Source organism: Kurthia sp. YJT4 (genome assembly GCF_030219945.1).
Classification (GTDB): Bacteria; Bacillota; Bacilli; order Bacillales_A; family Planococcaceae; genus Kurthia; species Kurthia gibsonii.
This window is the reverse complement of sequence record NZ_CP126689.1, coordinates 838,321-863,558: the sequence shown is the minus strand read 5'-3', so window position 1 is coordinate 863,558 and position 25,238 is coordinate 838,321. Positions and strand designations below refer to the sequence as shown.

The 25,238-nt window shown below is 37.0% G+C and carries 20 protein-coding genes; all 20 read right to left on the bottom strand.

The window, feature by feature from the left end; all coding sequences use genetic code 11:
* Window positions 1–19 precede the first annotated feature (19 nt).
* The 20 genes from QN089_RS04110 to QN089_RS04015 all read right to left on the bottom strand — a co-directional run bounded on the left by QN089_RS04110 (window position 20) and on the right by QN089_RS04015 (window position 25,168).
* Window positions 20–817 carry a TIGR00282 family metallophosphoesterase gene (locus tag QN089_RS04110; protein ID WP_068454674.1) on the bottom strand — a complete coding sequence of 266 codons (798 nt, stop codon included), beginning with the start codon at window positions 815–817 and terminating at the stop codon, window positions 20–22.
* Window positions 818–898: 81 nt separating this feature from the next.
* Entirely contained in the window at window positions 899–2,455 is a 1,557-nt protein-coding gene (gene rny, locus QN089_RS04105) for a ribonuclease Y (RefSeq protein ID WP_068454677.1), read from the bottom strand.
* Window positions 2,456–2,833: 378 nt separating this feature from the next.
* Complete coding sequence (recA, locus tag QN089_RS04100) at window positions 2,834–3,898, bottom strand: recombinase RecA (RefSeq protein ID WP_068454680.1); 1,065 nt, start codon at window positions 3,896–3,898, stop codon at window positions 2,834–2,836.
* 159 nt (window positions 3,899–4,057) lie between these two features.
* On the bottom strand, window positions 4,058–5,314 hold the full coding sequence (locus tag QN089_RS04095) for a competence/damage-inducible protein A (RefSeq protein ID WP_068454681.1): 1,257 nt from the start codon (window positions 5,312–5,314) through the stop codon (window positions 4,058–4,060).
* 105 nt (window positions 5,315–5,419) lie between these two features.
* A complete protein-coding gene (gene pgsA, locus QN089_RS04090) occupies window positions 5,420–5,998 on the bottom strand; it encodes a CDP-diacylglycerol--glycerol-3-phosphate 3-phosphatidyltransferase (RefSeq protein WP_068454685.1) in 579 nt (192 codons plus the stop codon).
* 90 nt (window positions 5,999–6,088) lie between these two features.
* Window positions 6,089–6,997 (bottom strand): helix-turn-helix domain-containing protein, encoded by a 909-nt coding sequence (locus tag QN089_RS04085; protein WP_285216018.1) that lies wholly within the window; start codon window positions 6,995–6,997, stop codon window positions 6,089–6,091.
* Window positions 6,998–7,018: 21 nt separating this feature from the next.
* Complete coding sequence (locus QN089_RS04080) at window positions 7,019–7,816, bottom strand: DUF3388 domain-containing protein (RefSeq protein ID WP_068457490.1); 798 nt, start codon at window positions 7,814–7,816, stop codon at window positions 7,019–7,021.
* Between the two features lie 194 nt (window positions 7,817–8,010).
* Window positions 8,011–8,739: an elongation factor P 5-aminopentanone reductase gene (ymfI, locus tag QN089_RS04075; RefSeq protein WP_285216017.1), complete on the bottom strand. Its 729-nt coding sequence runs from the start codon at window positions 8,737–8,739 to the stop codon at window positions 8,011–8,013.
* 4 nt (window positions 8,740–8,743) lie between these two features.
* Complete coding sequence (gene yfmH, locus QN089_RS04070; RefSeq protein WP_285216016.1) at window positions 8,744–10,042, bottom strand: EF-P 5-aminopentanol modification-associated protein YfmH; 1,299 nt, start codon at window positions 10,040–10,042, stop codon at window positions 8,744–8,746.
* Window positions 10,043–11,308, bottom strand: coding sequence for an EF-P 5-aminopentanol modification-associated protein YfmF (gene yfmF, locus QN089_RS04065; protein WP_285216015.1), 1,266 nt, complete (start codon window positions 11,306–11,308; stop codon window positions 10,043–10,045).
* A gap of 221 nt (window positions 11,309–11,529) precedes the next feature.
* Window positions 11,530–12,489, bottom strand: coding sequence for an ABC transporter permease (locus QN089_RS04060; RefSeq protein ID WP_068454702.1), 960 nt, complete (start codon window positions 12,487–12,489; stop codon window positions 11,530–11,532).
* Window position 12,490: 1 nt separating this feature from the next.
* The gene (locus tag QN089_RS04055; RefSeq protein ID WP_068454704.1) at window positions 12,491–13,558 is read right to left on the bottom strand and encodes an ABC transporter permease; all 1,068 of its coding nucleotides are present in this window, start codon (window positions 13,556–13,558) and stop codon (window positions 12,491–12,493) included.
* Window positions 13,558–15,096: an ABC transporter ATP-binding protein gene (locus tag QN089_RS04050; RefSeq protein ID WP_285216014.1), complete on the bottom strand. Its 1,539-nt coding sequence runs from the start codon at window positions 15,094–15,096 to the stop codon at window positions 13,558–13,560. The genes QN089_RS04055 and QN089_RS04050 overlap by 1 nt, the downstream gene beginning before the upstream one ends.
* 159 nt (window positions 15,097–15,255) lie before the next feature.
* A complete protein-coding gene (locus tag QN089_RS04045) occupies window positions 15,256–16,320 on the bottom strand; it encodes a BMP family lipoprotein (protein WP_068454711.1) in 1,065 nt (354 codons plus the stop codon).
* A gap of 61 nt (window positions 16,321–16,381) precedes the next feature.
* Window positions 16,382–17,110, bottom strand: coding sequence for a GntR family transcriptional regulator (locus tag QN089_RS04040; protein WP_068454714.1), 729 nt, complete (start codon window positions 17,108–17,110; stop codon window positions 16,382–16,384).
* Window positions 17,111–17,449: 339 nt separating this feature from the next.
* On the bottom strand, window positions 17,450–19,810 hold the full coding sequence (locus QN089_RS04035; protein ID WP_285216013.1) for a DNA translocase FtsK: 2,361 nt from the start codon (window positions 19,808–19,810) through the stop codon (window positions 17,450–17,452).
* 83 nt (window positions 19,811–19,893) lie between these two features.
* Window positions 19,894–21,561, bottom strand: coding sequence for a ribonuclease J (locus tag QN089_RS04030; RefSeq protein WP_068454720.1), 1,668 nt, complete (start codon window positions 21,559–21,561; stop codon window positions 19,894–19,896).
* 195 nt (window positions 21,562–21,756) lie between these two features.
* Window positions 21,757–22,653, bottom strand: coding sequence for a 4-hydroxy-tetrahydrodipicolinate synthase (gene dapA / locus QN089_RS04025; RefSeq protein WP_285216012.1), 897 nt, complete (start codon window positions 22,651–22,653; stop codon window positions 21,757–21,759).
* A 30-nt stretch (window positions 22,654–22,683) separates the two neighbouring features.
* Window positions 22,684–23,724 carry an aspartate-semialdehyde dehydrogenase gene (locus QN089_RS04020; RefSeq protein WP_285216011.1) on the bottom strand — a complete coding sequence of 347 codons (1,041 nt, stop codon included), beginning with the start codon at window positions 23,722–23,724 and terminating at the stop codon, window positions 22,684–22,686.
* Between the two features lie 220 nt (window positions 23,725–23,944).
* A complete protein-coding gene (locus QN089_RS04015; RefSeq protein WP_285216010.1) occupies window positions 23,945–25,168 on the bottom strand; it encodes a M16 family metallopeptidase in 1,224 nt (407 codons plus the stop codon).
* Window positions 25,169–25,238 lie beyond the last annotated feature (70 nt).

The window sequence follows — 25,238 nt, the reverse complement described above, 5'->3', positions numbered from 1 at the left end:
TTATAATGATTTTATTTCATTAACCTTTAAATGGATGATCCTTATTAATTAAAATACGCTCACAGTGCGTTGCTTGACCATTCTTATCATCAATCTCTACAAAGAATGCACTGAGTACTTCCGCGCCTCTTTCTGGTACTTCAAAGCGTACGGGCATATTCGTTTTAAAACGATAGATGACACTTTCTTTTTTCATACCTAGCACTTCATCATACGGCCCTGTCATACCTACATCTGAAATATATGCTGTGCCACCTGGTAAAATACGTTCGTCAGCTGTTTGTACATGTGTATGTGTACCGACAACAACAGACGCTTGTCCTGCTAAGTGCCAACCGAGTGCAATTTTTTCAGATGTTGTTTCTGCATGGAAATCAACGAAAACAATCGGTGACTGTTTCTTCGCTTCTGCAATTAATTCTTCCGCCATCGCAAATGGTTCATCATGTGCCGGTAAGAATACACGACCATGTAAATTGATTACAGAGATTGCCTGTCCATTTTTCGTAATCGTTGTCATTCCTTTACCTGGTGCTTCCTTTGAGAAATTAGCTGGACGAATTAAATAATCCGTATCATCGATGAAATCATAGATCTCGCGCTGATCCCATGTATGATTCCCCATTGTAATTACATCAACACCCATCATTAATAAGTCTTGATAAATACGCTTTGTAATACCGCGACCCTTCGCTGCATTTTCACCATTTGCAATAACTACATCAATTTGATATTTCTTCTTTAAACGCGGTAAATACTTTTCAACCGCATCAATTCCTAAATCGCCTACAATGTCACCAATAAATAATACTTTCATTTGAACTCCCTTTTCTATGAAAAAAAGAGGGTTTCTTAGAAGTAATCACTTTAAGAAATACCCTCTCCTCTTATTTTATAGTTATTTTGCGTATTCTACTGCACGTGTTTCACGGATTACCGTTACTTTAATATGCCCTGGATAATCCAGTTCTTCTTCAATACGCTTACGAATATCTCTCGCTAAACGATGGGCTGTTAAATCATCTACTGCATCCGGACGAACGATAATACGTACTTCACGACCTGCTTGAATCGCAAATGATTTTTCAACGCCTTCATAAGACTCTGAGATTTCTTCTAACTTCTCTAAACGACGAATATAGTTTTCAAGTGTTTCACTACGAGCACCTGGGCGAGCTGCTGATAGAGCATCTGCTGCTGCTACTAATACCGCAATAACTGATGTTGCTTCTGTATCACCGTGGTGAGAAGCAATACTGTTAATGACAACAGGATGTTCTTTATATTTTGTCGCAAGCTCTACGCCAATCTCAACGTGACTACCTTCTACTTCGTGGTCAATTGCTTTACCGATATCATGTAATAAACCTGCACGCTTCGCAAGCGTCACATCTTCACCAAGTTCAGCTGCAAGCAAGCCTGCTAAATGTGCTACCTCAATTGAGTGTTTCAACACATTTTGACCGTAACTTGTACGATATTTCATACGTCCTAAAATTTTCATTAAATCTGGATGTAAATTATGAATACCTAATTCAAATGTTGTTTGTTCGCCTGTTTCGCGAATTTGTTCATCTACTTCACGACGTGATTTTTCGACCATTTCTTCAATTCGTGCTGGGTGAATACGACCGTCTTGTACTAATTTTTCAAGTGCTAAACGTGCTGTTTCACGACGAATTGGATCGAAGCCTGATAAAATAACCGCTTCAGGTGTATCATCAATAATTAAATCAATACCTGTTAATGTTTCGAGTGTTCGAATATTTCGACCTTCACGACCAATAATACGGCCCTTCATTTCATCATTTGGTAAGTTTACAACAGATACTGTCGTTTCTGCGACATGATCTGCAGCAAAGCGTTGTACCGCAAGTGATAAAATTTCACGTGCTCTTTTGTTCGATTCTTCTTTTGCACGAAGTTCTGCTTCTTTCGTCATCACTGCAACATCTGTTGTCAGTTCATCTTCTACTTCTTTTAAGATGATCGTACGTGCTTCATCACGTGTTAATGCCGAAATTCGCTCTAACTCTGACTCCTGCTTTTGTAGAAGTTCATCCACTTTGCTTTCCATCTGTTCAATATGCTGTTGTCGATCAGCTAGACCGCTTTCTTTGCGTTCTAAACCAGCTTCCCTTTTATTAAGAGCGTCATCTTTACGATCTAGATTTTCTTCTTTTTGTAATAAACGGTTCTCTTGTTTCTGAAGTTCAGAACGACGATCACGAATGTCATTCTCTGCTTCAGTTCGAAGTACGTGAGTTTCATCTTTTGCTTCTAGGATAGCTTCCTTTTTCAAGGCTTCCGCTTCTCGTTTCGCTTCTTCAACGATTAGTTCTGCGGAGCTTTTTGCACCAGTCACTTTTGAATCATTCACTCGTTTAATTATGACATAGCTAACAACGGCACCGACGATCAGACCAATCAAAGCGGGGATGATGTAACTACTCATTCGAACACCTCCTCTAGCTCTAATGTTTGTGATTTTTAGTCGGCTGTGAATTGTTTTGACAATATACTGCCTATTTCATTTCGATTTTAGAAATTTAAAAGAATACATCCTTAATTGTATAGATGTCATGTAACGATGTCAAGGTTTCACAGTTATTGTAAGCCTTTTATTCACTGGCTTCTAACCCCTTTCATCTCTCGCTTTATAAGACTTTTATAGAGATATTTAGCTACTTATTCACATACATTTTTTAACATCAAAGTTTTTTTAAGGTATGTACAATTATCCGTTTATTCGTATTTATTTTCTTTTCACATAAATTAAATACAAAAAAGAATTGTGCCATAATGACACAATTCTTTTCATACAATCTAATTATTATTTTTCTTCGTCTAATAATAACGTTAACTCTTCATCCATTACTTCATCTTCTTCAGGAGCTGCTACGAACTCAGTTGTTGCAATACCTGATTTTTCGCGGATTTTTTGTGCGATTTCAGCTTGAACTTCTGGATTTTCTTTTAAGAATTCTTTTGCATTTTCACGACCTTGACCTAAACGCTCATCGCCATATGCATACCAAGAACCTGATTTTTGAACAATCTCTTTTTCAACACCAATATCAATGATTTCGCCTTCTTTTGAAATCCCTTCACCGTACATAATATCTACTTCAGCTGTTTTAAATGGTGGAGCTACTTTGTTTTTAACAACTTTAATTTTTGTACGGTTACCAACGATATCATTACCTTGCTTAATTGATTCAGCACGACGAACTTCTAAACGTACAGAAGAATAGAATTTTAATGCACGTCCACCTGTTGTTGTTTCAGGGTTACCGAACATAACACCAATTTTTTCACGTACTTGGTTAATGAAGATTGCGATACAGTTTGATTTATTAATAATACCTGATAATTTACGTAAAGCTTGAGACATTAAACGCGCTTGTAGACCCATGTGTGAGTCACCCATCTCGCCTTCAATTTCAGCTTTTGGTACAAGTGCTGCTACAGAGTCAATAACAATAATGTCAATTGCGCCACTACGTACAAGCGCTTCTGTAATTTCAAGTGCTTGTTCACCTGTATCAGGTTGTGAAAGTAATAATTCATCAATATTAACGCCTAATTTTTGTGCATATACAGGATCTAGCGCATGCTCTGCATCAATGAAAGCTGCTTGACCGCCTGCTTTTTGAATTTCAGCAATTGCATGTAGTGTTACTGTTGTTTTACCTGAACTCTCAGGCCCATAAATCTCTACTACACGTCCTTTAGGATAGCCACCTACCCCAAGTGCTGTATCAAGTGCTAAAGAGCCACTTGGTGATGTTTGGATTTTGCGGTCTGCCTGTTCACCTAACTTCATAACAGATCCTTTACCAAATTGTTTTTCGATTTGCTTTAAAGCATTATCTAATGCCGCTTTACGTTCGTTCAAATCATTTCCTCCTCCAGAAAGTACGTTCTCTTTTTATATCATAACTATACTTTATTTTTGAGAAAAGCTCAAGTAAAAAGGGAACATTTATTCGTTTTTTTATTTTAAGCTATTTTTAATATATATTTTCAAAAAACATATACATTCTCATTTTTATTATTAGATTTTACGGTAGCCTTTTGAACTTAATAATTGAATAATATGGTGAATTGCCGTTTTAACGGCGCGAATTCGATTCGTATTACGCATACCTTGTAAATTCAATTGATACGTAAGTGGCTCATCTTGACCATACGCAATCCCAATCCATACTGTGCCAACTGCACGCCCACCATGTTCTGCTGGACCAGCTGCGCCTGTTAAACCAACCCCTAAATCCGTTCCAAACTTCTCTTTAATACGAACAGCCATTTCTGCTGCACATTCCGCACTGACAACAGAGTATTTATCGATTAACTCACGCGATACGCCTAGTTGATTCACTTTCACATCTTCATTATATGTGACCATACCACCATATAAGACTTCACTAATTCCTGGGTTAGCAGCTAGTTCTGATTGGAATAAACCAGCTGTTAAGCTCTCAGCAGCAGAAATCGTAATCTTATTTTCGATTAACATGTCTGCCAATTTAGAAGAAAGCGAGTCATCATTTACACCATATAAATACTCGCCTACTAAATCTAAAATTTCTTGACGTGTTGGTGTAATCAGTCCCCAAGCTTCTTCTTCTGTATCTGCTTTTGCTGTAATACGAAGTGTTACTTCCCCATCACCTGCTAATGGGGCAATTGTTGGATTTGTTTGTGCATCTAATAAATGCTGTACGCGATCTTCTAACTCCGCTTCGCCAATGCCGTAAAAACGCAGTACATGTGACACGATTAACCCACCATCAGATACACGTTTTGCTAACTTTGGTTTCGCTTCAAATTGAAACATTGGTTGCATCTCTTTTGGTGGTCCTGGTAATAAAATGTACGTATGTGTATCATTTTCAAAAAGCATCCCCGGAGCCATACCATTTTCATTTCGCAGTACTTCACAACCCTTTAATACAAGAGCTTGCTTACGATTGTTCTCTGTCATTTTGCGATTACGCTTTTCGAAGAAAGTCGTAATGTATTCCATCGCATCATCATTTTGTTCAAGTGGTACGCCTAAATGTTTTGCAATCGTTTCTTTTGTTAAATCATCTTTCGTTGGCCCAAGTCCTCCTGAAAAAACAATTAAATCTGCGCGTTTTTCAGCATGTTCAATTACTTCTTCTAAACGTTTTGGGTTATCACCTACAACAGTATGATAAAACACATTAATGCCTAACTCTGATAATTGACTCGAGATAAAACGAGCATTCGTATTTACAATTTGTCCTAATAATAATTCTGACCCTACTGCAATAATTTCTGCATTCATTTCATACACTCCCATTTCCATAGTTAATCGACAAAAAAAGACTCATTCGCAAAAGCGCCTTTTAAAAGGTTGTGAAAATTCGTCACAAAATGAGTCATACATAATTTATTTTGATTCTAATAGCACACGACGATTCAACCAGAAATACTCGATTCCTGACCAAACAGTAAATACAAGAGCTACCCATAACATGATGATATCAGCTGGTATATGCCACATGTCAAAGATCATATTATTTAGCAATAATAATACAATCGCTAAAATCTGTGCCCACGTTTTGATTTTGCCCAATTGGTTGGCTGCCACAACTTCACCTTGTTCTGCACAAATTAAACGTAAACCTGTTACTGCAAATTCACGACTAATAATGATAATAATAATCCATGCTGGTGCCTTGTCTAACTCTACAAGTAAAATAAAAGCTGCTGATACAAGTAGCTTATCAGCCAATGGGTCTAAAAACTTACCCATATTTGTAACTAAATTATGTTTGCGTGCATAGTGACCATCAATCCAGTCTGTTAATGAAGCCACAATGAAAATCATTGCACCTACAAAATGTTCTACTGGTAATGTAGCACCTAATAGTGTCATATTCCCCCACCCAAAATTCACGACCATTAAGATGACAAATACAGGTATTAAGGCGATGCGGGATAGTGTAATTCTATTAGGAATGTTCATATTTTTCACCCTTCTTAACGCTGACGTTCGTTTTTATAAGCACAACAACAGGAGCATAGTTCTATCATACTAGGCTCCTGTTATTCGCTGTTACTCTTCTTCAGCCAATTTGATTACAATATTTTGTGTCGGTTGTTCCGATGGTGATGTAACAAACTTCACTTCTTCACCATTTACAAATACTTTACCATTTGCAGCTGCTCCAAGTCGAATACGAACACTTTTCTTACCTTTTGCATTCTCTTTAATTTGGTCGCCTGCTGCGAACATACCAGATTCTCCAAGTGTTGTTCCATTTTCATCTGTAATGCCCACCCAGTTTTCACCTGTTACGTCCACGCGAATACTAAACTTCTTCGTACCTGATAAAGTATATGTTGTTGTAATATTATCAGCACTTACTTCACCATCTGATAATTTCTGTTTTGGTTGATCTTCTTTTTTAGTTTCTTCTTTTTTAGTTTCTTCTTTTTTGTCTGTAGCATCTGTTGCATTATTTTTACTTGTATCTACATTTGTATTTTCTTGTGTTTTTGGTGTCTCTTTTGGCTCTTCGACGGTATTACTCGGTTGTTTTAACATTAAGAATGCAAAACCAGCAATAATCACAACGATAAATAGAGCAACAACAAATTTGGGCATTACATCTCCAAATTTCTTATTTGGACCTGAAGAACGTGCAACATTCGAGCGACGTTTATTTCCAGACACTTGGTCCCCTTTTTGTATTGATACACCTGAACCTAGTGTTTCTGCAGTCTTGTTAGTAGGGAGCTCCGTTTTATACGTTTCCAAAAGTTCCGTTGCATCTAAATCGACTGCTTCTGCATATTGTTTAATGAACGCTCTTACATAGAACGTACCTGGCATCACGCCGTAATTACCTTCTTCAATTGCAGAAAGATATCTTTTTTGAATCTTTGTTTTTTCTTGTAAATCATCCAGACTATAACCTTTAGCTATTCTCGCTTCTTTCAAGCGCGCACCTAATTCAGTCAATTTTACACACCTACCTATCTCTTAAAAATTAAATCCTCCAAAACCGCCAAAACCGTCTGAATCTTGAAAACTATTTTCACGTTCCAATAATTCATATGTGATTTCTTCATCTGGATGATGTCTTAATTCAATCATATAATCGAAATCATCAATTGTGTATTCCGAATGTTGTACGAAGATGTCCGGATGCTCCACGACTTTAATTGTCGGTAACTTCATGATTTCTCGTACAAGCTGATGATGACGTTCGTCGTTTGAGCGACGTGTTACAGCACCATCTAACACAAAAATATTTTGATCGCCGTACTCATCTCCATGTAATCGATTACGAGCTGTTTGTTTAATCATTGTTGAAGATACAAATAACCACTTTTTGTTCGCACAAACACTTGCAGCTACAATTGATTCCGTTTTACCGACACGCGGCATACCACGAATACCAATTAATTTATGTCCTTCTTTTTTAAAAATCTCAGCCATGAAGTCCACTAAAATACCTAGTTCATCGCGTACAAAGCGAAACGTTTTCTTTTCGTCTGCTTCTCGTTGAATATAACGCCCATGACGAATCGCTAAACGATCACGTGTTGTTGGTGGTCTAAACTTTGTTACCTTAATCATCTCCATAATGGAAACGATATTCATAAAACGTTCGATTTGTTCTTCTTTTTCTGCACGTAGTAACATGCCTCGACGTACTTGGTCTACACCATTGATTGTAACAATATTTACTCGCAGCATACCTAACAATGAAGAAATATCTCCTAATAACCCTGGACGATTGACTTGAATTTCGTATTCAAAATACCATTCTTTCACATACAACGATCCCTTCTCTTATACAACGAATAAAACATTTCTATGTTCCATGATAGCTGATTTTCGCTTACATTTAAAGGGGAAATGGGGAATGTGTACAATGAATTCACTGTTTTTTTATCCTTTATTTTGAAAAATAAACAAATGACTTATTTATTATCGTAAAAAAACAAAAAATCATTCCCCAGGAAATATTAAATATACCAGCCACCATTCAAACGTAATACTTGTCCCGTCATATAATCTGCTTTTCCTGATTGTAAAAACTGAACTAAATCGGCTACTTCTTCTGGCTTTCCAGCACGTTCCATCGGAATCTCTGCTAATACACTCGCTAGTTCTTCATGCGACAAATGTCCATTCATCTTCGTATCAATAAGTCCAGGTGCTACAGCATTTACATGAATTCCGTTATACGCTACTTCTTGCGCATAAGCTTTCACAAATGCGTGAACGGCACCTTTTACTGTAGAGTAAAGTACTTCACCAGCACCACCCGCTTCGCCCCAAATTGAACCAATCATCGTAACGTAGGATGTTTCATGTTGTCTTAACTTATACCCTAATTTTGTAATTAATTCAATTGGTGTTTGAACATGTACACGCCAAAGTGCTTGCATATCTTCTGGTGTTGTATCTTCTACTAATTTATAAAGAGATTGGCCACTTGCTACGACAATGGATTGCAGCGAAAAAACAGATTGTGTAATCCGTTCTGCTGCACCTTCTTCTAGTAAATTAGCTTGTATAATTAAAAATTCTTGTTGTGGATACATCATTTCTAATTCTTCTAGCAATACTTTAACTGGTTCTACTTGCGAATTATATTGTAAATAGAGCGACCAACCATCTGCGGCTAGTTTTTGTGCAATCGCTGAACCAATTGCACCTGAAGCCCCAAGTATTAAACTAAACTTCTTCATTCTTTTATTTCGCTTCTTTCAATGGTTTTACTGTAAATGTCGACTGTTGTGTAATGCCTTGAATGGATTTCATTGCTTGTTCGACATCTGCCATCGTTAATTCTTCAATGACTGGAACTGCATCGAATAAATTCATATCATTAAATTTATAACGTGTGAATTGATTCGCAATAAACTCAATTGAATTCATCGCACGTAAGAAGAAACCGATCTTGCGTCGTTTTACACGTTCTAACTTTTCTGCATCGAACGGTAGTGCCACTTCAGATTCATTCATAACTGTTTTAATGGCATTCTCTAATTCAACTGGATGATTCGTATCTGACCCAACCATTGCAAAGCCAAACCCTTTTTCTAAAGAGAAATCATATGAATAGGATTCATCAATCCATCCTTTTTCATACATTTCTTCATAAAACGCTGATGAACGTCCGTACATGAGGTCTAAAGCTAATTGAATGGCTAACTCTTGTTTTAACATTTCGCGCCCTTGTAAATGTGTTTCACGCGCTTTGAACGATACATATGCTTTTGGTTTTTGAATATCCATACGTAACTCATTCGCTACACAGTTCACTTCCAATGGCTCATCGACTTCGATGCGTTGAATCGGTGTCGCCTCTGCAAATGTTTTTTGTGCTTGGTTCTCACGAATATGCGCCATCATTTTTTCAGGTTCTACTGAGCCAATGACGAATAACAGCATATTTGAAGGATGATAGAATGTGTTGTAGCACGTATATAAATGTTCTGCTGTAATCTCATCAATTGTTTCAATCGTACCAGCGATATCAATTTTCACAGGATGATTTTTGTATAGATTTTCAATCGAACCGAAGTATGCACGCCAGTCTGGTTGGTCGTCATACATTGTAATTTCCTGACCAATAATCCCTTTTTCCTTATTGACTGTTTGCTCTGTAAAGTATGGTTGCTGAACAAAGTCTAATAAAGTAGTTGTACTTTCGTAAATATGATTCGTTGCTGAGAATAAATACGCTGTACGCGTAAATGATGTAAAAGCATTTGCTGATGCTCCATATTGCGAGAACTTTTGAAATACATCGCCATCTTCTTTTTCGAACATTTTATGCTCTAAAAAATGCGCAATGCCATCTGGTACAGTTACAGGCTCTGTTTCGCCTAGTGGCACAAAGGTACGGTCAACTGAACCATACTTCGTTGTAAAGGTTACAAAGGTCTTCGAGAAGCCTTTTTTCGGTAAAATGTATACGTCTAAGCCATTGTCTAGCTTTTCATAATAAAGTTCTTCACCTAATTGTTCAAATTGTACTTTTTCCATCTATGCTTCCTCCATTCCTGTTAAGAAGAATACCGTTTGTTTTTCAACTTGTTTTGCTATTTCTTGTACATCTTCTTTTGTAACAGCATCCCACTGCTCACTTAATGCCTCTACAGTAAATGGAATTGGTAACTCACGATATTGATCAAATACTTCAATCTGTCCACGTGCAGAATCCAAAGCCTCTTTTAATTGGTTTTTTAACATGGCTTTCGTTTGATTCAATTCCATATCTGAAATATCCCCTTGTTGAATCGCTTGTAATTGCTCATCAATTAAACGAACTGCCTTTTCCTCATTCTCTGCTTCAATTCCTGACGTCACATATAATACACCATACTGTGACACATACGAACTTCCACAGTAGTATGCTAGGCTTTCTTTTTCACGTACATTCATAAATAACTTTGAATGTGGATAGCCACCGAAAATACCGTTAAAAATTTGCATTGTAAAGAATTTCGGATTGTCAAAACGTACAGGTGCTTTATAGCCAATATGAAGTTTCGCCTGACGCATTTCTACCTGTTCTTTTTTATAATCTGTTAGTGGCTCTGTATCTTTGAATGTTACCTTTTCATATGGGTTTGGGCGGTCAGCAAGAGGTAACGCTTCTTTTAATGACGCCACCATCTGTTCTTCATTGATATCACCTACAACGAAAATATCCACATCATCATATTGAAGCATCGCTTCATACGCATCTTTCAAAGTTTGAGGTGTAATCGCCTCTACATCCGCGACTGTTCCGTTTACTGAAATAGAAGCTGGGTGATTTGGACGGAAGATTTTTTGTAATTGCGTTTGTGCATAGCGTGATTTTTCATCGAAAATAGATTGAATACGATCAATAACCATCGCCTTTTCACGCTCTACAATACTCGATTGGAATAAATCGTTTGTAAAGTTTGGTTTAAACAATACTGTATGCACTAAATCGAGTACTTTATTTAATACGTCACCACTTTTTAAATAGTGATCGTTTACAGTTTCTACATTCAATAAAACAATTTGTTCGTTACCTTTTTTCGTTGTATCTAAATACATGACCGTTCCATATAAATCATCTAAATACATACGAAGTGATGCAGCAGTTTGATATACCGCATTACTATGTTGTAAAACATTTGTTAAAACCGTTCGTACGGCTGTATCTTTTGTTGATAATTCTTTTTTAAATTTAATTGAAAAATTCACCGTTTTAAATTGGTCTGTCTTTCTCGTAAAAACGTTAACACCTTTAGCAATTTCGGTTGTGTTAAACATAAAAACCCTCCTGTCGTAAATAAAGCGCTATTTTCATCATACCTGTCTAATTCCCTATTTGGCAACTAATTGTATTTAAAAATATAGTTATATAATGTTTATTGTAAGCCTTTCATATTAAATAGGAAAATATTATGGATGTTTTTTATTTTAAAATAAAATAAAGCGTAACGACTCGTCTTGAATCGTTACGCTTCATAGAATAATTAGTCATTCAACTATTATCTTTTACCTTTAATGTAAGGCTTACCTGATGCTTTTGGTGCTGTCGCTTTTCCAACGAATCCAGCTAAAGCTAAGATTGTTAATACGTATGGAAGGATGAATAATACTACTTCTGGTACATCTCTTACATATGGAATCGACGTTCCAACAATACTTAGTGATTGCGCTAAACCGAAGAATAGAGCTGCTCCTAATGCACCTAGTGGATGCCACTTACCAAAGATCATCGCTGCAATCGCGATGAAACCTTGACCACTAATAGTGTTAGCTGCAAAGTTACCAGTGATTGCTTGTGCATAAATCGCACCGCCAATACCACCTAATGCGCCTGAAATCATAACCGCATAGTAACGAATACGTGTTACTTTAACACCCATTGTATCTGCTGCCATTGGATGTTCACCTACAGAACGAATACGTAAACCAAATGGTGTTTTAAATAGAACAAACCATGCTAGAATCGCTACGACGATTGCTAAAATCGATGTACCATATACGTCTGTAAAGAACATCTTCCCTAAAACAGGGATATCGCTTAATACTGGAATATCAAAACGCGAAAAACGTTGACTAATCGAATCCGTTTGACCTTTTTCATAAATTAATTTTGTTGAAAACACTGCAACTGCTAAAGCTAGCATATTCAGCGCTACCCCAGATACGGTCTGGTCAGCTCGAAGTGATACAGCTGCGACTGCTAAAATTAATGAGAAAAGTAAACCAACAACCATTGCTACAAGTAGACCTACCCACGGGGTCCACGTACCTAGTTGATCTGCAAAACTTAAGTTGAACACAATACTGATAAATGCTCCGATTACCATAATACCTTCAAGACCGATATTTACAACACCAGAACGCTCAGTGAATACGCCACCGATTGCTGTGATAATTAATGGAGAAGCATATAGAATCGCAGAAGGAATAATGAACTCCAACACATCTAAAAAGCTCATATTATTTCTCCTCCTTTACAGTCTTCTTAGCAGCTTTATTTTTTGCAATTTTAGATAAAGCTAATTGGATGATGTAGCCTGAAGCTACGAAGAAAATAATTAATGCAATAACAATTGTTACGATTTCGTCTGGGATACCTGCTGCACTTGGCATGTTTGTACCACCATTTTTCAAACCACCGAATAAGATTGCGCCAAGCAATACACCGAATGGTTGGTTTGCACCTAATAATGCAACCGCGATCCCGTCAAATCCAATTCCTGTGAAGGCTGTCATACGTGAGATATTTCCGAATGTACCTAGCGCTTCCATCGCACCACCTAAACCAGCAAAGGCACCTGAGATAACCATTGCCATGATGATATTACGACTTACATTCATACCTGCATATTCAGAAGCATTCTTGTTGAATCCAACTGCTTTTAATTCGTAACCTGTCTTTGTTTTTTCTAGAATGAACCACATAATAATAACGGCTAAAATTGCGACAATGAAGCCCCAGTGTAAACGTGAATATTGTGTAATACTTGATAAAAATTCAGAAGAAATACGAGCTGAATCATGAATATCTGGCGTCTTTTCGCCACCATTTGACATTGCACTAATCGCCGCATTGACTACATGAAGTGCGATGTAGTTCATCATAATTGTTACGATTACTTCATGCACTTGTAACTTTGCTTTTAATAGACCTGGAATGAATGCCCATAAACCACCTGCTACTGCTGCTGCTAAGATAGCCACAACTGCATGTAAACCTGTTGGTAAGTTGAATGCATACCCTACGTATGCTGCTGCTAACCAACCCATGATTAATTGACCTTCAACACCGATGTTGAACATACCTGTACGGAATGCAAATGCAACCGCTAAACCGGCAAATACATATGGGATGATTGTACGAACAGTTTCACCCATGTTATATGTGTCACCAAAAATACCTTCCCATAATGCTAGATAACCGTCGACTGGGTTAAAGCCTGTAGAAGCCATAACGATTGCCCCAACGATTAAACCTAAAATAATCGAGATAATTGGAATCATAATCGCAGTAAAACGACTAGACATTATTCGTCACCTACCTTATCTTGCTCAGCATGTAGTGACTGACCAGCCATTAATAAACCAAGCTTTTGTTCTGTTGTTTCTTGTGGTTTTACTGTATCGATGATTGAACCATCATGAATAACTGCAATGCTATCCGATACGTTCATAACCTCATCTAATTCAAATGAAATAAGTAATACTGCTTTTCCTTTATCACGTTGTTCAATTAAACGTCTGTGAATAAATTCAATCGCACCTACATCTAGACCACGCGTTGGTAGTGCCGCAATTAATAATTCTGGGTCACGATTTACTTCACGACCAATAATTGCTTTTTGTTGGTTACCACCAGATAACGCACGTGCTTCTGTTGAAGGACTTGGTGTACGCACATCATATTCTTCGATAATTGCTTTTGCTAACTTGTTTACTTCTTTGTAATCAATAATGCCGGCTTTCGAAATTGGCTTTTGATAGTATGTTTGTAATGCAATGTTATAGCTAATTGGATAATCAAGTACAAGACCATGTTTATGACGATCTTGTGGAATATGTCCAACACCCGTTTCAGTAATTTTACGCGGTTTTAAATTCGTTAAATCTTTTCCTTTTAAGGTAACTTTACCACTTGATACCTTGCGAAGACCGGTAATTGATTCGATTAGCTCAGATTGACCATTTCCATCAATTCCGGCAATCCCCACAATTTCCCCAGCTCGAACGGATAAGTTTAAGTTTTTAACGCGCTCAATATTACGGTTATCAGTTACAGTTAAATTTTCCACTTGTAAAATCACTTCTTTTGGATGTGCAGGTGTTTTTTCAGTTTTGAAAACAACTTGTCGTCCAACCATCATCTCAGCTAATTGGTCTGGGTTCGTCTCAGCAGTTGTTACTGTTCCAATCCCCTTACCTTTACGAATAATCGTTACGCGATCTGATACTTCCATGATTTCTTTTAATTTATGTGTGATTAAGATAATTGACTTACCTTCAGCGATTAAACGCTTCATGATTTGAATCAACTCTTCAATCTCTTGTGGTGTAAGAGAAGCGGTTGGTTCATCAAAGATTAACATCTCAGCGCCACGATACAACGTTTTTAAAATCTCAACACGTTGTTGCATACCAACCGAAATATCTTCAATTTTTGCGTATGGATCAACATTCAATCCATATTGCTCCGATAGGGCTTTTACTTTTTTCGCAGCTTTGCGAATATTGATTAACCCCATCTTCGTAGGTTCACTACCTAAAATGATGTTTTCCGTCACCGTAAAATTTTCAACTAACATAAAGTGTTGGTGAACCATCCCGATGCCAAGTTCATTAGCTTTATTCGGGTCGGTAATTTGAACTTCTTTACCGTTTACTTTGATTTGGCCCGCTTCTGGTTGGTATAAACCAAAAAGTACGTTCATCAAAGTTGATTTACCTGCTCCATTCTCACCAAGTAAGGCATGGATCTCACCTTTTTGCAGTTGAAGGGTGATATCATCATTTGCAACGAAATCCCCAAACTGCTTGCGAATTCCCAGCATCTCAATCACATATTCCAATGTGCTCACTCCTTCAGGCTCTATATAGTAATAAATAAGTTAACAAAGGTTAAAAAATTAACACAACGAAAAATACAGAAAAGTATATTTTTCCCTCTATTAATTTTAATGTTAAAAACATCATGGAGGAGTATTCCTCCATGATGCAGTAATGCAAAATTATTTACCTGGTTTTTCAGGAACTGTGATTTCGCCTTTGATGATTTTTTCTTTATATTCGTCAATTTTCTTTTGTGTTTCTGCAGTGATTGCACCGTGAGAATCAGCTAAACCAACACCATCGTCTTTTAGACCGTAAGTGATTGTTTTACCGCCAGGGAATTTACCGTCTTTACCTAAGTTAGAAACGTCTTTTGCAGCGATATCAACACGTTTTAACACTGAAGTTAATACGATGTTTTTGTCGCCAACTTTACCTTCGTCGTATTGGTCACGGTCTACACCGATTGCCCATACGTCTGCATTAGGATCTTTTTTCTTACGTTCTTTTGCTTCAGTGAATAGACCTGTACCTGTACCACCAGCTGCGTGGAAGATAATATCTGCACCTGAATCATACATACGTTTTGCAATTGTTTGACCTTTTGCTGCATCACCGAATGAACCAGCGTATTGAACGTCAACTTTTACTTTCGGGTTAGCTGCTTTAACACCAGCTTCAAAACCAGCTTGGAAACCGTCGATTACTTCACTCTTAATACCGCCAATGAATCCAACTTTATCTGTTTTTGTTTGTAATGCTGCTGCAACACCTGCTAAGAATGAAGCTTCGTTTGCTTTAAACATAATTGATGCTACGTTATCTTGACCTTCAACAACTTCATCAATGATTGCAAATTTAGAATCTTTTTGTTGTTTTGCAACTTGTGATACTGAATCGTGTAGTTTATAACCTACAGCGAAAATTAAGTCGAAGTCACGACGAACTAATTTTTGAAGATTTGTAGTAAATTCTGAATCTTGGTTCGATTGTAGGTAGTCAATTCCACCGTCACCTTTTGTTAGGCCGTTTTCTTTACCGTACTCTTGGATACCATCCCAAGTAGATTGGTTGAATGACTTATCGTCAATACCGCCTGTATCAGTTACCATAGCAACTGTGAAGTTGTCTTTGTCCTCTTTTTTTGTATCGCCTTTTTTTGCATCATCTGAACCACAAGCAGCTAATAAAGTACTTGAAGCTAAAACAGCTGTTAATGCTAAACCTAAGTTACGCTTTTTCATTTTGGTGTCCTCCCAAAAAGTAATTAGTTGTATTTTCGATAGCAGGAACGAATAGTTGATGTTAAACGCGTTTTCGAACTACGTGGAAACTGAATTTATCAGCTCTAAAGTAGTTTTTAGAATACAGTACCACACGATCGTTATCATCGTAATGGAGCTGTGTTAATAAGAGCAGTGGAACGTCTTGTCCACTCTTGAGTATTGCAGATACTTCTGGATGTGCTCCGACTGGGTTAATATATGTTACCGCATAGGCTACATGAATTTCCCCTGTTTCTTCTAAAGCTGAAAAAATGGAAGAATCATGTCGGTTCTCAAAATCCCTAGGCATATGTTGACTAGGTACTTGATCTACACAGTAAACGACTGGCTCGTCATTTGCAGTACGAACACGTTTAATCGTTAATACATAATCACCTTCATCGCATTGAAAGCGTTTAATATCTTCTTCATTCGAAAGGGTCTTTGTTGAATTCAAATAAATGGTCCCTGGTTCCATTCCTGCATCTTGAATCATGGATGAAATACTTCTAAGTTGTTCAATGCCGGAAGTGAATACTGGCTTAGGATTGACGAACGTACCAACTCCGTGTCGACGAACAATGATATTTTCCTCTTCCAACAGTCTCAGTGCTTCACGGAGTGTTGCACGACTGACTCCAAGTGATTTTGAAAGCTCAAATTCAGATGGTAGTTTTTCATTCTCTTTAAAAACTCCATTTTCTATATCAGCCTTCAAGTGATCAATCACCTGTAGATACAAATGACGATGATCTGATTTTATAGACATTCAAATCACCACCAATTAGACATCAGACATCAGACGTAAAACATTCCTGCTAATCAGACATTACTATACCATTTTTAAAACATGAAATAAATAGATTTCAAAAAAATCTGTGTTAAAACAGTCGTTTTTTTCTTAAAACTGTCATGGTTTTACTATTTATTTGTCACAGATGTATATTTTTAGTTATTTATAATTCACTTTTTATACATCTATACTACTCACTCTCACTACGCGTTTCCTTGCTTAAAGTTCCGTTTATGCTCGAAAATACTTACTCGATTTTTTGATTTTTTATTTTCCTTAACCATACATCTCGCATATTACATACAAATATCTGTATTAATATCGATTTTGCAATACTTGTCTCGGCTTACTTTTTTCAGCTGGTCCAACGATGCCTCGCTCTTCCATTTGATCCATGATACGTGCTGCACGTGCATAACCTACTTTTAATTTACGTTGTAGGAATGAGACGCTTGCTGTATCTTGTTCAATAACTAAGTCCACCGCTTGTAAATAAAGCTCATCTAAATCTTCGTGATCCGTTGCTTCCTCTTCCTCACTTGGAATCATCTCTTCTTGATACTGTGCCTTTTGTTGACCGATTACATAATTCACGATTTCTTCTACTTCTTCATCCGATACGAAAGCACCTTGTACACGTACAGGCTTCGATTCACCTGCCGGTAAAAACAACATATCTCCTCGTCCAAGTAAGCGCTCAGCACCCCCCATATCTAAAATCGTTCTCGAATCAATCGCTGAAGATACAGCGAAAGCGATTCGCGATGGAATATTGGCTTTAATAACACCTGTGATGACATCTACAGAAGGTCTTTGTGTCGCAATGATTAAATGAATTCCTGCTGCACGTGCCATCTGTGCTAAACGTGTAATAGAATCTTCAACATCATTGGAAGCCACCATCATCAAATCTGCCAATTCATCTACAATAACAACAATGAAAGGTAGGTGTGGATGCTTTTCATCATTTTCTGCATTAAATCGATCCACATGATTATTATACCCTTCTATATTCCTTGTACCCGTATGTGAGAACAAATCATACCTACGTTCCATTTCTGACACAACTTTTTTTAATGCTTGTGAAGCTTTTCGTGCATCTGTTACAACAGGGGCAAGTAAATGAGGAATACCATTATACACATTCAGTTCCACCATTTTTGGATCAATCATCATTAATTTAACCTCATGTGGTTTTGCACGCATTAGAATACTAACAATAATCCCATTAATACAAACCGATTTACCACTACCTGTAGACCCTGCTACAAGTAAATGGGGCATCTTATTGAGTTGCGCAAGTTTCGCTTCACCTGAAATATCACGTCCTAAACCAATCAATAATTTGGCATCTGGTTGATTGTTTTCTTTTGCCTCTAATACTTCGCGTAAACCGACCATCGCCACTTCTTTATTCGGCACTTCAATTCCTACAGCAGATTTTCCTGGAATCGGTGCTTCAATTCGAATATCTTTTGCGGCAAGTGCTAAAGCCAAATCATCTTGTAAATTAACAATCTTACTGACTTTTACACCGCGATCTGGTAATACTTCATATTCTGTTACAGCAGGACCGAGATGTACTTCTGTTACAGTTGCTTTCACACCAAAAGACTGGAATGTTTGCTCTAGCTTCATCGCATTTTCTTGAATAACAGAGAATTCGCCACTTTGATCCGTTGGTTTCGGCATTTTTAGTAGTGTCATTTGAGGTAATTTATATTGTTTATTTTCAAGCTCTCCCTCTTCTTGTAGCACCACACCATCTGTTAATTCTTCTTCTACTAATTGCTCAGCTGTTGGTTCTTCCATAAGAGTCTCCTCTACGCGCTGCGTAAAAGCAGAGATTTTCGGTTCTTTTTTCGGTAAAGGTGGTTGTTCTTCTACTACTTCTTCTACAGCTTGCTCTTGCTCTCTTTCAGGCATTGGAATGATTGTAGTTTTTGTTTCTTTTTCTACTTTTTGATCTTGTAATTGTTTTTTGACAGCACGTCGATATTTTCTTGCTTCTCTTACTTCTTTGCGACGACTTACAATAGACTCTTTCCAAATAGGCCATTGCTGCATAAGATAGGGTACTAATGCACGTCCTGTAATCAGAATAAATGCGACAACACCGAGTAACCACGCCATAATGGTAGCACCCGTTGTATCAAATAAAACATGGCAAAATGCAAATAATAAACCACCTACCATGCCACCACCAAGCGATGCATCTAGTTCAAGTACACCTCTCTCACTTACTAATACACGCCATGTTTGAACTAGTACAGATTGTTTTTCAGACATACTCTCTTTAAATAAAGCAATTTGACTAAATAATGTTGCACTTGCTAATAAAATGGAAAATCCCCATACAAAACGATTTTTAAATTCTGGTAATGCGCGAATAATCATCATATATACAGCATATCCCGTCATTAGAAACGGAACCACCACATACCAATTACCAAATAAAAATTTCATGACCGCTTGTAGACTATCACCGACAATTCCTAATCTAAAAAAAGAAACAATTGCAATCGCAATAATGGCGAGTCCTATAATTTCATATATTAAAGGCGAAAGTACCTTCTTCTTTGCCGTCACTTTTCGTTTAGTAGGTGCCGCTTTCTTTCGCGTAGTTTGCCTTTTTATCGTAGTTGGTTTTTTTGTTGTTTTTCTTGAAGTTGCCATGATTCCACCTCCTTTTCTCTATTATAAAACAAAAAAGGATTTCCTACCCGTATTGGTAAGGAAATCCTTTTATTCGTTGCTTCTTAGTATTCCATAATAATTGGGATAATCATTGGACGACGCTTCGTTTGTTGGAATAGATAACTATTCAACGTATCACGAATCTCTTGTTTGATTGCAGTCCATTCATATGAACCTTTACTTACATACTTCTCTACAACGCCACGAACTAATTTCGCAGACTCATCCATTAATTCTTCTGATTCACGTACATATACGAAACCACGAGATAAAATTTCTGGACCTGAAGCAATTTGTTTTGATTTTTTATTGATTGTCACAACGACAATAAAAATACCATCTTGACTTAATAGTTTACGGTCACGTAATACGATATTACCTACGTCACCGACACCAATACCATCAATTAGAACGTTACCTGCATTGACACGACCTGCCATACGCATTTTACCGTTCTTATATTCAACGATATCGCCTTTATCTGCGATGAAAATTTGTTTTTTATTCATACCTAATTCTTGTGCCAATTTCGAATGTGAAATTAACATGCGGTATTCACCTTGAATTGGAATGAAATATTTTGGTCGCATTAAGTTGATCATCATTTTTAAATCTTCTTGAGAACCATGACCTGATACGTGTACTTTCTTATCAGCAGCCATTACTTTTACGCCCATTTTTGCTAATGTGTTCATTGTCTCAGAAATTTGCACTTCCATTGCTGGAGATGGAGTGAATGTAATTAAAACCGTATCTGAGGGTTTTAAACGGATATCACGGTGATGTTTACGGATAATTTTTTCTAAACCTTCTAGTGGTTCACCTTGATTTCCTGTAATAATTGCTACAATTTCTTGGTCTTCATAATCGTTCATCTTACTTACTGGGATTACGTATTCTGGGTCGATTGATAAATAACCTAAGCGCATTCCAACTTCAAATGTATTTTCTAAACTTCTACCAACAATCGCTACTTTTTTCTCAAGTGCTACTGCTTGGTCAAAGACTTGTTGAATACGAATAAAGTTTGAAGCATAACAAGCAACTAAAATACGTCCTTCTGCTTGATGGAATGTTTTTTCTAGTCTTTCTTTTACGACATTTTCAGAAATTGTATGACCAGGACGTTCTGCTTCTGTAGAATCTGACATCAAAATAAATACGCCTTCGTCTCCTAGTTGCGCCATTTTTGAAATATCTGGACGATACTTTCCTTGTGCAGATTGGTCGAATTTGAACTCACCTGTGTGTACAATTGCACCTTCTGATGTATGGAACACAATACCTAATGAATCTGGAATACTATGTGTTGTATTAAAGAATGTTACATAGGTTGTTTTAAAATTCATACGACTTTTATTTGTTACTTCAAAGAACTTCACTTGATGTGGAGCAGGCTTCTCTTTTAAATGTTCTTTTGCAAGAGCAATCGTCAATTTAGAGCCATAAACTGGTGCATTTACTTTATTTAATAAATAAGCAATTGAGCCAATCGCATCTTCATGACCATGCGTTAAGAAAATACCTTTCACACGTTCTTTGTTCTCTACTAAGAACGACATATCTGGAATAACATAATCGATTCCTAACATATCATCTTCTGGGAACATTAATCCACTATCTACGACAAATAGATCTTCGTCAATTTCTACGACGTACATCGCTTTGCCAATTTCACTAACGCCACCTAGTGGAATGACGCGTATAACTTCATTTTTAGTTTTAGCCACTTCTTTTCCTCCTAAAATAATCCCGTACAGCAACCACTTACATTCATTATAAGGCTTGAAACCGTTTTTCACAATTAAGAAATGACGGTTCCTTCTATTTTTATTTCAGAAAAAATCTAGACTCTATTTCTAAAAAATAAAAAACAAGCCGTTCATCTATGCGTTTCAGATGAACAGCTCATTATAATTATTGAATTAAGCAAATGTTTTTTGTGTTTGGAAATAGTGATCCCAAACTTGATCAAATGCTGCTTTTTCTTCATCTGTTAAACTAACGATTGGTAAACGAACATTTTCGTTACATAAACCTAGTTTCGATAATGCATATTTAACAGGTGCTGGACTTGGTTGTGCAAATAGAGCACGAATTAATGGTAATAATGCTTGGTGAATTTTTGCTGCTTCTGCATGGCGTCCCTCTTTAAATAAAGAAATCATACGCTGCATATCTTCCCCAACAACATGTGCTGCTACAGAAATAACGCCATGACCACCTGCTGCAAGAAGTGGTAATGTAATACCATCATCACCGCTATATACTGTGAAGTCATCATCTGTTAAAGAAAGAATTTCAGTCATTTGATCTAAATCACCACTTGCTTCTTTAATAATTTGGATGTTTGGAATTTTACTTAATTTTGCTACTGTATCTGGTTCGATATTAATTCCAGTACGTCCTGGAATATTATAAAGCATGACAGGAACTGAAACAGATTGCGCAATATCCTCAAAGTGAGCATAAATGCCACGTTGGTTCGGCTTATTATAGTACGGTGCTACAAGCATAACCCCGTCTACCCCAGCAACTTCAGCTTTTTGTGCCATAATTTTTGAGTAGTATGTTTCGTTGTCACCTACACCCGCGATAACTGGTACACGTCCATTTACTTGATCGACTGTGTATTTTAATACATCTAATTTTTCTTCTGTCGAAAGTGTTGGTACTTCCCCTGTTGTACCTAATACAACAATTGTATCTGTACCTGTTTTAATTAAATGTTCAATCATGCCTGCTAAATGTTTATAGTCAACCATCCCGCCGTCTTTTGTAAATGGTGTTACCATTGCCGTCCCAATATTACCAATATTCATAAAAAATCCAACCCCTTTATTATTTTTATATTATAGTAGTCCGTCTTCTAACATGGCTTCCGCAATTTGAATTGAATTCAGTGCAGCACCTTTTAATAGGTTATCTGCTACAATCCATAGATGGAATCCGCAATCATTTGCTAAGTCTTTACGAATACGTCCAACAAATGTTGGATCTTCGCCTTCTGCAAATAACGGCATTGGATATTGTTGATTCGTGATATCATCTTGTACAACAACGCCTGGTGCATTTTCTAATGCTTTACGGAATTCTTCTACTGTTACACCCGCTTTATCTACTTCTACAAATACAGACTCAGAATGACCTGCTACAACTGGTACACGTACACATGTTGCTGCAACTGCTAATGCATCATCATGCATAATTTTCTTCGTTTCGTTAATCATTTTCATTTCTTCGTACGTAAAACCATTTTCTGTGAATACATCAATTTGTGGTAGTACATTACGTGCGATTGGGAAATGCTTCTTGTCGCTCTTTACAGGTAAAATATTGGCTTCTACATTTTTACCTTCGTCCCACGCAAGACTTTGCTGATGTAATTCTTCAATTGCACTGACACCTGAACCAGATACGGCTTGGTATGTAGATACAATAATATTTTTCAAACCAAATGCTTGACGAATTGGCTCTAGTGCGACAACCATTTGGATTGTTGAACAGTTTGGATTCGCAATGATTCCATTATGTTCTTTTAAATCCGCACGGTTTACTTCTGGTACAACAAGTGGTACTTCTGGGTCCATACGGAATGCACTTGTATTATCAATCACAACTGCACCACGTTTTGCAGCCTCTTTTGCTAATGCTTTTGAAACCGAACCTCCTGCACTAAATAACGCAACATCTATGCCTTCAAAAGCTTCTGGTGTTGCTTCTTCAATTGTGTATGTTTGACCAGCAAAATCCAGTGTATTCCCTGCTGAGCGCTTTGATGCAAGTAATTTCAGCTTACCAACTGGAAACTTTCGCTTCGCAAGCTGCTCCATCATCTTTGTTCCTACTGCACCTGTAGCTCCTACAACAGCTACTGTTAATTCTTTAGCCATTCAAACATCTCTCCCTATTCCAATATATAATGGCGTAATTGTACCATACCCCAATTGAATTGTGTATAATAATTCAATTATTTAGTATATTAAATCTTTTTTCAACTTAAAAGGCTATTGAAATACCATTTTCTTTCTTTTTTTATTTTTAAGTGTTAAATGGTTTTTAAAATACAATCGATTCATATCCAAATAAAAAACTCCCAATAAGGGAGATTTTTTAAAATTCACTACTAATGATTGATTTCGCATGTGGTTGATTAAAAGTTGCTGCAATTTGAGCATTCACCTGCTCAACCGTTACATGGCTTAATAGTTCTAGCGCTTCTTCAATTGTACGCTCACGACCATAAATAATTTCATTCTTCGCGTTGCGTGTCATGTAATCATACGATGTTTCAAGCCCTAACAATAAATCACTTTCCAACTGACGTTTCGCTGAAATTAATTCTTCTTCTGTAATACCTGTCTGTTTAAACTCTTCAATTACTTCAAAGATTGTTTTTTCCATTAGTTCACGCTGTTTCACCGATGTACCACCATAAATCATGAATGCACCTGTATCTTGATAAGCTGCGTAATATGAATATACCGTATAAGCAAGCGCTTTTTCTTCACGTACTTTTTGGAATAAACGCGACGACATCGAATCACCAAAGATATTATTCATGACAAGGTACGGGATTGTTTGCTCATCTGTTACAGCAAGACCTGGGAAGCCAATGACAACATGTGCTTGCTCAACTTGGCTTTTCTTCGTTGTTTCTACTGCATGGAAAACAGGCTGATCGAATGTAATCACACCGCGTGATTCTTCATTTTCAAATTGGTTAAATAATGTTTGTAGTTTTGAAATGAGTGCATCATCAAAATTCCCCGCAACTGATAACACTACTTGATCTGGAGTATAGTGCGTACGAATAAAATCCTTTACTTGTTGTTGCGTAAACGATTGTAATGTTTTCTCTGTTCCTAGAATCGGTGCGCCAAGTGGATGTCCTTCAAACATCGCTGCCCACAAACGTTCATCTACATCATCATCTGGTGTATCTTCTGTCATTGCCATCTCCTCTGCAATCACTTGTTTTTCTTTTTCCATTTCTTCTGGATCAAATACAGAATGGAAAAACATATCCGCTAATATCGTCACAGCTTCTTCAATTTGTTGATCCATCGCGACAACGTAATAACATGTTTGATCTTTTGATGTAAAAGCATTTGTCTGGGCACCGATGCGATCAAAGTCTTCTGCAATTTGTTTAGCACTACGTGTTTTCGTTCCTTTAAATAGCATATGCTCAATAAAATGTGTTAAACCATTCTCTTCTGGTGTTTCATAACGCGAACCGACATTTACCCAAATACCAAAAGATACAGAACGAACGTGAGGCATTTTTTCTGCTACAATACGCAAACCATTTTTAGCTGTATATTTTTCTAACATTTTTTCACTCCTATTTTAAAAAAGAGGTATACCCTTTGCTTTTCAATTACGTTCGAAAAGCGACAAGGCA